The 11,884-nt window shown below is 67.9% G+C and carries 10 protein-coding genes and 1 pseudogene; 5 read left to right on the top strand and 6 right to left on the bottom strand.

Features of this window, described 5'->3' with window-relative positions:
* Positions 1-16: 16 nt before the first annotated feature.
* The 4 genes from H570_RS0106060 to H570_RS0106045 form a co-directional block, all read right to left on the bottom strand.
* Entirely contained in the window at positions 17-3,058 is a 3,042-nt protein-coding gene (locus H570_RS0106060) for a TonB-dependent receptor (RefSeq protein ID WP_027079959.1), read from the bottom strand.
* Positions 3,059-3,156: 98 nt separating this feature from the next.
* A complete protein-coding gene (locus H570_RS16620; RefSeq protein WP_051176170.1) occupies positions 3,157-4,215 on the bottom strand; it encodes a LacI family DNA-binding transcriptional regulator in 1,059 nt (352 codons plus the stop codon).
* A gap of 160 nt (positions 4,216-4,375) precedes the next feature.
* The gene (locus H570_RS0106050; protein ID WP_245559548.1) at positions 4,376-4,669 is read right to left on the bottom strand and encodes a BolA family protein; all 294 of its coding nucleotides are present in this window, start codon (positions 4,667-4,669) and stop codon (positions 4,376-4,378) included.
* Positions 4,666-4,965 (bottom strand): YciI family protein, encoded by a 300-nt coding sequence (locus H570_RS0106045; protein ID WP_027079957.1) that lies wholly within the window; start codon positions 4,963-4,965, stop codon positions 4,666-4,668. The genes H570_RS0106050 and H570_RS0106045 overlap by 4 nt, the downstream gene beginning before the upstream one ends.
* A gap of 342 nt (positions 4,966-5,307) precedes the next feature.
* Between H570_RS0106045 and H570_RS0106040 the strand changes: the two genes are divergently transcribed.
* The 4 genes and pseudogenes from H570_RS0106040 (at position 5,308) to H570_RS0106025 (ending at position 9,337) form a co-directional block, all read left to right on the top strand.
* The gene (locus H570_RS0106040) at positions 5,308-6,228 is read left to right on the top strand and encodes a segregation and condensation protein A (protein ID WP_027079956.1); all 921 of its coding nucleotides are present in this window, start codon (positions 5,308-5,310) and stop codon (positions 6,226-6,228) included.
* A 198-nt stretch (positions 6,229-6,426) separates the two neighbouring features.
* Positions 6,427-7,382: pseudogene (gene scpB, locus H570_RS16615) on the top strand (SMC-Scp complex subunit ScpB); the annotation flags it as partial.
* Entirely contained in the window at positions 7,362-8,921 is a 1,560-nt protein-coding gene (locus H570_RS0106030; protein ID WP_027079955.1) for a pseudouridine synthase, read from the top strand. The pseudogene scpB and the gene H570_RS0106030, both read left to right, overlap by 21 nt.
* Before the next feature lie 14 nt (positions 8,922-8,935).
* Positions 8,936-9,337 (top strand): hypothetical protein, encoded by a 402-nt coding sequence (locus tag H570_RS0106025; protein ID WP_245559547.1) that lies wholly within the window; start codon positions 8,936-8,938, stop codon positions 9,335-9,337.
* A gap of 36 nt (positions 9,338-9,373) precedes the next feature.
* Here the strand turns inward: H570_RS0106025 and H570_RS19075 are convergent, their stop codons facing one another.
* Positions 9,374-9,661, bottom strand: coding sequence for a DUF3247 family protein (locus H570_RS19075; RefSeq protein WP_027079953.1), 288 nt, complete (start codon positions 9,659-9,661; stop codon positions 9,374-9,376).
* 175 nt (positions 9,662-9,836) lie between these two features.
* On the opposite strand from H570_RS19075, the gene H570_RS0106015 reads away from it, so the two are divergent.
* Positions 9,837-10,943 (top strand): NAD(P)/FAD-dependent oxidoreductase, encoded by a 1,107-nt coding sequence (locus H570_RS0106015; RefSeq protein ID WP_027079952.1) that lies wholly within the window; start codon positions 9,837-9,839, stop codon positions 10,941-10,943.
* A gap of 91 nt (positions 10,944-11,034) precedes the next feature.
* Here H570_RS0106015 and H570_RS0106010 read toward each other — a convergent pair whose 3' ends face one another.
* Complete coding sequence (locus tag H570_RS0106010) at positions 11,035-11,844, bottom strand: amidohydrolase (RefSeq protein ID WP_027079951.1); 810 nt, start codon at positions 11,842-11,844, stop codon at positions 11,035-11,037.
* Between the last annotated feature and the right edge of the window lie 40 nt (positions 11,845-11,884).

The following is an 11,884-nucleotide window of genomic DNA, read 5'->3' as shown; positions in this document are numbered from 1 at the left end:
GTGGCCGGCGATGGGTTTACCAGTGGAGGCCGAACGACAACTTGAACATCCGCGGCGGCCAGACCGTGCCAACGCCGTTCCGGTTCCCGAAGTTCGGGTTCGCGTTGCCGGGTACGCCACGCCAGGTGTCGTAGTCGGTGTAGTTCTTCCAGTTGAACACGTTGAACACGTCGCCGCGGACATAGAACTCCAGGTCGGTACCCGTGTTCCAGGTCTTCTGGAGCGCAACATCGAGCTGCTTGAATCCGATCGTCCCGTCCGGGATGAAGGAGTCGAAGTAGCAATTATCGGTGCTCGTCGTGTTGTAGCAGTTCGTTGAATCCTTCGGGTTGGGACTGGCAAGCGTGAGCTTGCTCGAGAACGTCATCCCCCAGAAGTCGCCGAATCCGGTCGCGACCAGGCGGTGCTTCGGGATTCCGACCGAAGTGATGAACGGCAGTCCATCGAGGTTGGGATAGTCGAAGTTGTAGTGCTCGTCGCTGTTCGCCGCGTTGAGGCGGTTCTCCTCGGCATCACTGTAGGTGTAGGCGATCGTCACGCCCCAGGGCGAAGAGTTGGTATACGGCTTCTCGATCGACAGCAGGAACTGGTTGAGCCTGGTTTCGATCCCGTTCTCGGCGAGGATCAGCGTGCCGTATCCGGGGATCGGGAAGCCCCACGGCTGGCTGCCCCAGGTCGCACCCGGCTTGGCCGGATCCCGGAAGCTGCCATCCGGCCAGCGATTCCCCAGCGAGAACACGATGCCGTCGTAACTCCTGACATGCGCAATCGCCGCCGAAGTATTCCAGTCGTGTTCCCACACGGTGAAGGTGTTGCGCATGCCCAGGCTGAACTGGTCCGAGTACGGCGTCTCCAGGTCGTTCTTGATCATGTTGACCTCGGAACCGAGGTTGGGATTGGCCGCCACCAGCGAATACAGGTTCGCCACGTCATAGTAGGCCGGATCCCACGCCACGCAGTTCGCGGCGCCCGCGGCGCAGGGGTGGTCGGTGGTGCCGAAGAAGTACGTGTAGCGCGGGAACGTGCTCTTCGATTGCTCGAGCGCCAGGTAGTCGAACAGGTTGCGGTCGTAGGAACGGCCGGCACCGCCGAAGATCACGTGGCGCTGGTCGCCGAACAGGTCGTACGAGAAACCCAGCCGCGGTGCCCAATTGTTCTTGTCGGCGTCGCGGTTGCTGCCATTGCTGATGTAGTCCTCGATGTCGTAGTCCACGTTCGGTCCGTGGATGTTGCTCCAGTTCCGCAACGCAGCGACCAGCGTCGGATCGGTCACGTAGTTCTCGAAACCGGGCGTCTTCTCGAAGTCGTAGCGGACGCCCAGGTTCAGCATCAGCTTTTCGGTGACGGCCCAGTCGTCCTGGATGTAGATCCCGTACTGCTTGTTGCGCGATTCGACATCGCGATCACCGACGCCCGGCAGCGGCGCGCCGAATTCCACCCGCCACGGGAGGAAGTCCGCGATGGCCGTCCGTCCGTCGTCGATGTTCTCGGCGAGGTCATAGCGGAACAACGGGTTGTATGGCTGCTGCTCGAATGCGTTGATCTTGACCGACTTGTACTTGATGCCGGCCTTGATCGTGTGGCTGTCGAACCCGGTGAAGGTGAAGTCGTCCTGCAGGGATTGGCCCTTCTGGCCCTTGTCCTGGTAATCGGGCCCGCCGCCGATATTCAGCAGCGTATCGCCGTCGTTGAAGTTGCTCAGCGTGGAGCGGATCGACTTGCCCGGGCCGATGGTGATCGGACGCGGGCTCCAGAAGTCATCTTCCGACGTCAGGTGCAGGTCGTTGAGCCAAGTGTCACCACTCCACTGCCAGCGCAGGTCGACGCGAGTGCTGTCGTTGGCCTTCCTCGTTCCGTACGAGGGCACGTTGGGGCCGTCGCCCACGTTGGTGACTTCATTCTCTTCGCGCCTCTTGGCCGACAGCTCGATCAGGTGATCGTCGCTGGCCTGCCACGTCAGCTTGCCGAAGTAGTTGTCCTGCTCGAAGGCGGCGTTGGCCGAGCCAAGGTAGGACAGGATTTCCGGCGTGATGTAGGCCGGGTCGAAGTTGCTCGTTCCCAACCGGATCTCACGCGGGCGATTGATCTCCTTGCGCTCGTAGGTCGCAAAGAAGAACAGGCGGTCGGGGATGATCGGCCCGCCGAGTGCCGCGCCGTACTGTTCTTCACTCGAGGGCACCTTGCTGCCGCGCATTTCCTCCGAGAAAGTCGGGTCTCGCCACCCATCGCTGGTGCGGTCCCAGAAGAAGTCCCCGGAAAACTCATTGGTACCCGACTTCGTCACCGCCGTGACCGCCGCGCTGCTGATCTGGTCGTATTCGGCCTTGTAGTTGGACGTGATGACCTTGTACTCGCCGATCGCGAGCTGTGGGAACGGACTGCCGCTGGAAGAGTCCTGGCCGCTCACGCCGCCCTTGAGTACATAGTTCTTCTGGCCGACGCCATCGATGAAGACGTTGATGCCATTCGAGTTCTGCGCGCCGCTGCGCAGCTTGCTGGATCCGTTCGCAGCGGTCTCGAAGATCATGCCGGGCACGGTGTCGGCGAAGGCCAGGAAGTTGCGCGAGGCCTGCGGCAGCGCCTCGATCTGCTTCTGCGACACGTAAGTCGCGACTTCGGAGGTCTTGGTCTCCACCGCCAGCGGCGCCGTGACGTGCACCGCTTCCAGCGTGGTCGCCTCGCCCGCCGGCGCGGTTTCGGCAACGCCGCCGACGCCGAGATTCAAGGTCGCGGTCTGGCCGACCTGCAGGGTGATGTTCTGCGTGTTCGTCTGGCCGTTGGCCGTGACATCCAGCCGGTAAGTGCCCGGTGGCAAGCCGCCGAGCGAGTAGCTGCCGCTGCCCGAGCTCTGCACGCTGCGCGTCAGGCCCGTGGCCAGGTTGGTTGCCTTCACGGTGGCGCCGCCCGCGGGGGTCGAGTCGGCGGACACCTGGCCGCGGATCGTGGCCGAGGTGGATTGCGCCAGGACCTGCGGCGCGGCCAGCAGCATGCAGCTGGCCAGCGCGCAGGCCAGCAGCGTGCGGTTGTGTCTGCGTGTGGAACGATGCGTGGACTTCATGACGTCTCCCCTCCCAGGGCCGGTCAATGTGGGACATCTGCCAACGATGATCTTTTTGTAGTTGCCGTGATTTCTGCGTCCAGATGCCGCCTGCCGTTTCAGGCCTCGGCGGCAGCGGCGGACGCGCGCGCCATGCTTCCTCCTGCTCCGGCGACGCTGGAGTCACGCACCATCAATCCCGGAACCAGTGGTTCCCCCTGCTCCATGCCATCGCCCGGCTCCGCCCGTGTCCCGGCAATGCTGTCGAGCAGCATGTGCAGCGCACGGCCGCCGAGCGCGGCGATGTCCACGCGCATCGTGGTCAGCGACGGGTGCACGTAGCGTGCAAGGGGGATATCGTCGAAACCGGCAATCGCGATGTCGCGCGGCACCTGGACGCCGGCGTGGTTGAGCGCAAACAGGCAGCCCAGCGCCATCATGTCGTTGGCAGCAAACACCGCGTCCGGCCGCTCGGGACCGACCAGCAGTTCGCCGCCGGCACGATGGCCGGAGGCCTCGTGGAAGTCGCCTTCGAGGATCCACGGCCGCGCATCGGGCAGGCTCGCGGCGAGCTCGTCGCGGTAGCCGCGCAGGCGCTCGGAGGCGTCGAAATTGTTGTCCGGGCCGGCGATGAAGGCGATCCGGCGATGGCCCGCGGCCACCAGGTGCCGCACCATTTCGCGTGCGCCCCCGTAGTTGTCGATGCTGACCGCCCGCAGGCCGGTTTCGGCGACGCTGCTGTTCATCAGCACCGCCGGCATCCCGGGACTGAGGTTGTCGCGCACCATTCCGGTGTCGCCCACGAACGGCGACATGACAAGCAGGCCGTCGACTCGCCCGCGCATGGCGCGCAAGGCCGCACCCTGTTCGGCCGGGTTGCCGTGGTAGCTGGAGACCAGCAGGTGCAGGCCGCGCTCGCGGGCGCCCTGGTCGATCCCGCGCATCAGCTCCGAGAAGAACTCCCCGTACAGGTCCGGCAGCACCACGCCTATGGTGTGGGTGCGGCGGCTGCTGAGGCTGCGCGCAGCGTGGTGCGGGCTGTAGCGCAGCTCGTTGGCGACGCTGAGCACGCGCTCGCGCACGGCCTCGGCCACGTTCTCATGGCCGTTGAGGGCCCGCGAGACCGTCGCCACGGATACGTTCGCCTGCTTCGCGACGTCTTTGATCGTGACGCTCACCCGCCCTCCCGCGCCGGTTCACTGCGGCGGACTGTAATCGTTTCCATCGATCAATGTAAAGCCGATGTAACGGCAGCGTGCCTTGGTTCCGCCGGGTCGCGATACGCCGCAAAAACAGGCTTTTCGGATGCTGCAACGCAGCAGTCACCGCTGCCGTGAGTCAATCGCCTGCCGGCGTTCGCGCGCGGATGGACAAGGCGTGGATGTCGGTGACCATCAGGTCACCGAGCGCGTCATAGACCGCACGGTGCCGGGCCAGGGGCGACAGGCCGGCAAACGCCTCGCTGGCGATCTCCACGTCGAAGTGCCCGCGTCCGTCCTGGGCACCGGCATGGCCGGCGTGGCGATGGCTGTCGTCGCGTACTTCAAGCGCGGTCGGCGCGAACGCCGCCTGCAGGGCTGCGCGGATGGCGGCGACGCGCCGGTCGCGCGGCAGCGGCCCCGCGGCCGTCACGGCAGCACCGCGTTGAAGGGGCGCACGTCGACCCGGGCGTAGACGCCGGCGGCGACGTAGGGATCGGCGTCGGCCCAGGCACGCGCCTGTTCCAGCGATCCGAATTCGGCGATCACGATGCTGCCGCTGAAACCGGCCGGCCCCGGATCCAGCGCATCGATGGCCGGGCACGGACCGGCCACCAGCAGGCGGCCGGCGTCGCGCAGGGCGGCCAGCCGCGCCAGGTGCTCGGGGCGGGCCTGCTTGCGCCGCGCCAGCACGTCGCTGCCGTCATGGCCTTCGATCGCGTACCACATGCGGTGCGTTTCCCTTGGGCTGGAGGAGGCTTCGAATTGTAGCTGCCTGCATTCAGCCACGCGCTGGACACGATCTGTGCGAGACCGTACTCTGGCTTCCGGTTTCATGACCGGGATCCTGCAGCGGCCCGTCCCCGGACGCCCGACCCGCTGTTCCCACCGGTCCAGTCCGACGACCTTCCACCGTCCCACGCCGCGACACCGCGCGGCGCGAGCCGCACATTGGCGTCCGGCTGCCATCCGCTTCGAACTGGCGACTCCCATCGCCGCAATGCTGCAAACCGGCCGCGGCCCCGCCGCGCGCCAACGCCCATCATGTGGCCCAAGGGGGCTGCGAACCGCATGACCGAAGACACCGCGTCCGCCGTGCCTGTGCAACACCAGGCGGCCTTGCACCCGCAGCAGCAGGAAATGCCGCTGGCGGTGGTGCATGGCCAGGCCGTGCTGCAGATCCCGCAGGACCTGTACATCCCGCCGGACGCGCTGGAAGTCATCCTCGATGCGTTCGAGGGTCCGCTGGACCTGCTGCTGTACCTGATCCGGCGCCAGAACCTGGACATCCTCGATATCCCGGTCGCGGAGATCACCCGGCAGTACGTCGACTACATCGGGGTGATGCAGGACCTGCGCTTCGAACTGGCTGCCGAGTACCTGGTCATGGCCGCGATCCTGGCCGAGATCAAGTCGCGGATGCTGCTGCCGCGCTCGACCGAGGACGAAGCGCTGGAGGACGACCCGCGCGCCGACCTGGTCCGGCGCCTGCAGGAGTACGAACGCTTCAAGCAGGCCGCCGAAGACCTCGACGCCCTGCCCCGCCAGGACCGCGACACCACGCCGGCCGCCGCGTTTGTGCCCGACCGCGCCAGCGTCAGGCTGCCGCCGCCGGTCGACCTGCGCGAGATGCTGCTGGCACTGCACGACGTGCTCAAGCGCGCCGAGCTCTTCACCGGCCACGCGATCAAGCGCGACGCGCTCAGCGTGCGCCAGCGCATGGGCGAGCTGCTGACCCGGCTTGAGGACGGCAGCTTCCACCGCTTCGAGTCGCTGTTCGAGGCCCGCGAAGGCCGGCTCGGCGTGGTGGTCACCTTCCTGTCGATCCTGGAACTGGCCAAGGAACGCCTGCTCGAGATCGTGCAGGAAGTCGCGCTCGGCCCGATCTACCTCAAGTCGCTGGCCACCCGCGACGGCGACATCGCCGCGCTGGAGCTGTCGAGCGAGTTCGACGAGGACGACGGCGCGGCCAACGACGATGCGGAGCGATAGGACGCTCTGCGTTTCGCCTGTCATGGCCGAGAAGGCGGGAACCCGCCGGGATTACAGCCCATGCCGGCAACACGCCCGGTTCTCACGGGTTCCTGGAATAACGACGAGCACTTCCACGCACCACTGGCAAAAAAGCGCCCCGGTTCCCGCATTCGCGGCAACGGCCGCGAAAACCACACCGCTGACGAACAAGACTTCATGGATCAACAACTCATCAAACGCATCGTCGAGGCGGCCCTGCTCGCCGCCAACCAGCCGCTGACCGTGGTGCAGCTGCAGGCACTGTTCCCGCTGGACGAACCCGCGCCCGACGGCAGCATCCCCCAGGCGCTGGAATCGCTGCAGGCCGAATGCGCCCAACGTGGCGTGGAACTGGTCGAACTGGCTTCCGGCTGGCGCTACCAGGTCAAGGCCGACGTGCACGCATGGGTGGCGCGTCTGTGGACCGAACGCCAGACCAAGTACACCCGCGCCACGCTGGAGACCCTGGCCCTGATCGCCTACCGCCAGCCGATCACCCGCGGCGAGATCGAGCAGGTGCGCGGCGTGGCGGTCAACAGCAATATCATCAAGGCGCTGGAAGAACGCGAGTGGATCCGCGTCGTCGGCCACCGCGACATCCCGGGCCGCCCGGAACTGCTCGGCACCACGCGCGGCTTCCTCGACTACTTCGGCCTCAAGCGCCTGGACGAACTGCCGCCGCTGTCGGAGCTCAAGGATTTCGGCGAGCTCGACCCGCAGCTGCAGTTCGACGGCAAGCCCGACGCGGCCATGCCGGTCGGCGACATCAGTGCCGACGGCGCGGAAGCCGCGTCCGCCGAAGGTGACGATGCGAGGCACGACGTTAACGGCAGCGCCATCGATGACGCCGGCGATGCGTCTACCGACATGGACGGGCCGGCAAGCGAAGCCCACCTTGGAACCGATGAACCCGGCGCGGGCGACGAGGAAGCCACCGCAGCGGACGCCGATGCCCGAACCGACGCGCACCCGGTCACCGACGCCCGGAACGATACCGATACCGACACCAGTCCCGACGCCGACAACGTCGAACAATCCAACCCCGACCCGTCGCAAGACGACACGAACGCAGATGCCCTCGCCGATGAAGGCGACAGCACCCGGAGCAAGACATGAGTGATTCAAACGGCAGCGGCCGCAAGCTTTCCCTGAAGCGCGGCACCGACAACAGCAGCGACAGCCCGCGGCTGGAAGAGCGCCTGCACAAGGTCCTGGCGCAGGCCGGGCTCGGTTCGCGCCGCGCGCTGGAACAGCGCATTGCCGACGGACTGGTCAAGGTCAACGGCGAAGTCGCCCAGACCGGCATGAGCATCAAGGGCGGCGACCGCGTCGACATCGACGGCAAGACCTTCGTCGCCAGCGCGTTGACCGACCCAAGCCGCGTGCTGGTCTACAACAAGCCCGAGGGCGAGGTCACCACCCGCGAAGACCCCGAAGGCCGCCCGACCATTTTCGAAGCCCTGCCTGCGCTCAAGGGCGCGCGCTGGATCGCGGTGGGCCGCCTCGACATCAACACCACAGGCCTGCTGCTACTCACCACCGACGGCGAGCTGGCCAACGCGATGATGCATCCCTCGTTCGAGGTCGAACGCGAATACGTCTGCCGCGTGCGCGCGCCCGAAGGCGAGGAAACCGTGTCGGAGAAGATCGTCGATCGCCTGCGCCGCGGCGTGGCGCTGGACGACGGCCCGGCGAAGTTCGACGAGATCAAGCGCATCGGCGGCACCGATTCGAACGAATGGTTCCAGGTGACGGTGAAGGAAGGCCGCAACCGCGAGGTGCGCCGGCTGTGGGAGTCGCAGGGTTGCCAGGTCTCGCGCCTCAAGCGCATCCGCTACGGTTCGATCGAACTGCCGCAGCCGCTGCTGCGCGGGCATTCACAGGAACTGGCGGACGACAAGGTCGAGGCCCTGCGCCGCGAACTCAAGCTCGAGGAAGGCCCGCCACCGGCGCTGACGCTGCAGCCGGTGATCGGCCAGCGCAAGGCCAGCAAGTCGACCGTGCAGGTCGACAGCCAGCGGCGTTCGCCGGGCTACGTCGGCGGCCACAACACCGCCGACGAGGGCCGCGAACTGCGCCGTTTCGACCATGTGCGCGAGGATCGCGGCCGTGGCAGGAAGCCGCACGGCGGCCTCACGGTCAGCGGCGAGGCCGCGGCCAAGCAGTCGCAGAAGCCCTTCAAGCAGCGCAAGCAGAAGGGCGCCAACCCGCTGCCGGACGGCAACCCCGCGGCATTCCGCACCTGGTACGTGCCCGATGGCGTCAGCACCGGCCCCAGCGGCCATCGCAATGCCGACGGCCGCGGCCCCAGGAAGCCCTACGGCAAGAAGCCCGGCGGTGGCCAGGGCCGCCCCGGCGCAGGTGGCAACCGGCCGTTCGGCAACGAAGGCGGTCCACGCCGGGGACCCGGCCGCAGCGCCGGCGGACCCGGCGGTGAACAGCGCGGCCCCGGCCAGAACCAGAACCGCCCCGCCCGTCCCTACGGCCATCCGGGCAACGCACCGGTGTTCCCGTCCGACCACGCGAACCCGGGTGCCAGCCCCTACGCCCGTCCACGCGCGCCGCGTCCGGCGGGCAACCGTCCGAACAACGGCCCGCGCGGCCCGCGCCCGGGCGGCCCCCGACCCGGCGGCAACCGTGGTCCGGGCGGCCGTCGCGGCGGCGACCGCTGAGCTGCGCCATGCAGGTGGAACATGCCCTCCGCGCGCTGATCCTCGGCTGCCTCGTGGCGATGCCGGCGGCCTACGCCGCGGGCGCGGACACACCAATGGATTTCACCGCTGCAAAGGCCGCCGCCGACGCGGACGAGGCGTCGCAGGGCGACACCGCGCGCGCCACCGCACTCCAGCAGCAGGGCGCCTTCCTCGACGCCGCTGTCGAGGCCTGCGCCGATGCGCGCAGCACGGCGCAACTGGAAGCCTTCGTGGTGGTGGTCGAACTGGACGCGACCGGGCACGTCGTGCGCACGTGGCGCCGCGGGGATTCCCCGCTGGCGCTGTGCATCGAACGCCAGTCGCGCGGCAAGCTCATGTTCGTGCCGCCGCGGGCGCCGTTCCATGCATCGCTGGAAGTGAGCTTCACGCCCTGACCCGTGCGGCAAGGGCGAAAGCCCGGGAGCTTGCCGTCAGGCAGTCCCGGTGCGCCGGATGTCCATGATGCGGTCCAGCCACAGGTAGTGGGCGTGCTCCGGATTGGCGGCGTCGTCAATCCGCACCATCGCGTTTACGCCTTCGCGGCCGCTGCCGTCGCGGAACACCTGGATCGTCGGCCGCGCGGTCACGAAACCTTCCACCCGCGCTCCGTCGGCGAGCCGGATCTCCACCTTGGTCTCGTCGTCGAGCTGCTCGATCCAGGATTCGATGCGCGCGATGTCGCGCTGTTCGGTATAGACGTGTTCGGCCAGCTGGCTCATGGCGGCGGACTTCCGCGAATGGCGTGGCCGCCATGCTGAGGCAGGCAGGGTAAGCAGCGGTGAGGGCGGCGTTAAGCGCGCGCCGACACGGCTGAACACGCCTGTCCCGGGCGACTTCGCGCAGGCTTCACCTTCACCCCATGCCTCGCACGCAGCGCGCGCGCAGCCTGTCGGCATGCATGATGAATCGAGCCGTGGATGCCAGTGGGACGTCGTGATCGTGGGTGCAAGCTTCGCCGGCGCCGCGTGCGCGCTGGCGGCACGGCGTGCCGGACTGCGCGTGTGCGTACTGGAACGCAAGCGCGATCCGGGCATGCGCCTCCACACCACCGGGATCATCGTGCGCGAGGCCGCCGAGGGCACGCACCTGGGGCGGATGCCGCCCGCGCTGTGGCGACGGGTGGAACACGTGCGCCTGTACGCGCCGAACCTGCGCAGCCTCGCGCTGCATTCGCCGGGCGACTATTTCCTGACCACCGACACGCCCAACGTGATGCGCTGGCTGGCCGACGAGATGCGCACGGCCGGCGTCGGGCTACGACTGATGCAGTCGTTCACCGATGCCCGGCGTGAACGCGGCGGCTGGCAGGTCGAAGGCCTCGGGCGCACGCGCTGGCTGGTCGGCGCCGACGGTGCCAAGTCGCGGGTGGCCGCGCGCGCCGGGCTCGGCCGCGTTCGCGATTTCCTTTACGGCGTGGAGCACGAGTACGCCGGGATGCAGCTGGACCAATCCGGCGCCCTGCACTGCTTCCTGAGCCGTCGGCTCGCCCCGGGCTATATCGGCTGGGCGGCGCAGAGCCCCGTCGGCGTGCAGGTCGGACTGGCTTTCCGCCACCGCGCCGCGCGCACCGGCACGCCGGATATCGAGGGCCTGCTGCGCAGGGTCGGCGACAGGCTCGGCCTGCCACGTCGCCTGCCACCCACGTCGGTCCGCGCAGGCCTGATTCCCTGCGGCGGCCCGGTCGCGCAGATCGCGGGCAACGGCGTGATCCTGACCGGCGATGCCGCCGGCATCGTCTCGCCGGTGACAGCGGGCGGCATCCACTCGGCCTGGTGCCACGGCGAAGCCGTCGGCAACGCAATCGCCGCGCATATCCTGCAGGGCGGCCCGTGCCCGATGCAGGCGGCCATCGCGGCCGCGCCGCGCTTCCGCGCCAAGCGCGCGCTGCGCTGGCTGTTCGACCACGCGCAGATGGACTGGCCGTTCAACCTGCTGATCAACACTCCGCCGCTGCGCTGGGCGGCGCGACAGGTGTATTTCCGCAGGCGCAGCACCTGGTAGGAGCGGCGGGAGCCGCGAGCTTTTGGCTTCGCAGGAGGCAAGCCATAAGTTCGCGGCTTCCGCCGCTCCTACGTCGGCAAACGATTACCTCTTATGCAATCGTGAACCGATCGCCGTCCAGCATCGCCGGGAAATGCTCGCGATGCGCCTGCAGCTGCGCCGCCGACAGCGTCGTGGTGACCACCACTTCCACATCGCTGCATTCGCTCAGCGGATGGCCGAGGAAGTCGATCACCGCGCTGTCGCCCGAGTAATGCAGGCCATTGCCGTCGGTGCCGACGCGGTTCAGGCCGGCGACGAAGCACAGGTTCTCGATCGCCCGCGCGCGCAGCAGCGTCTTCCACGCATATGCGCGCGCCGACGGCCAGTTGGCGACGTAAAGCTGCAGGTCGAAATCGGGTGCGCCTGCACGTTCGACGTCGAACCGGTTGCGCGCGAACACCGGGAACCGCAGGTCGTAGCAGACCAGCGGATTGATCCGCCAGCCCTTCCACTCCACCACCAGTCGTTCGCGGCCCGCCGAATAGCGCTCGTGCTCGCGCGCGTAGCGGAACAGATGACGCTTGTCGTAGTGCCGCACCTCGCCGTCCGGCGTGACCCAGAGCATGCGGTTGAACACGCCCGGCCCGCCCGCGGCATCGACGCGCAGCTGCAGGCTGCCGGTGACCACGGCGTCGAGCGCCGCTGCCTGCCCGCGCATCCATTCGAGCGTGGGGCCGTCCATGGTCTCGGCCTGGCCGATCGCGTCGTTGCTGAAACCGCTGGTGAAGGTTTCCGGCAGCATCACCAGGTCGGTAGTGCCGCGCAGCGGTGCGACCAGGTCGCCGTAGTAATCGCGATTGCCGGCCGGGTCGTGCCAGCGGGTGGCGCCCTGGACGAGGGAGATTCGGAGGTCCTGCATGGTCGATGCCCCGGGAATTCCTGTAGGAGCGGCTCCAGCC

It is taken from the genome of Luteimonas mephitis DSM 12574 (assembly GCF_000422305.1).
In the GTDB taxonomy this organism is placed as follows: domain Bacteria; phylum Pseudomonadota; class Gammaproteobacteria; order Xanthomonadales; family Xanthomonadaceae; genus Luteimonas; species Luteimonas mephitis.
This window is presented reverse-complemented; position numbering and strand designations above follow the sequence as displayed.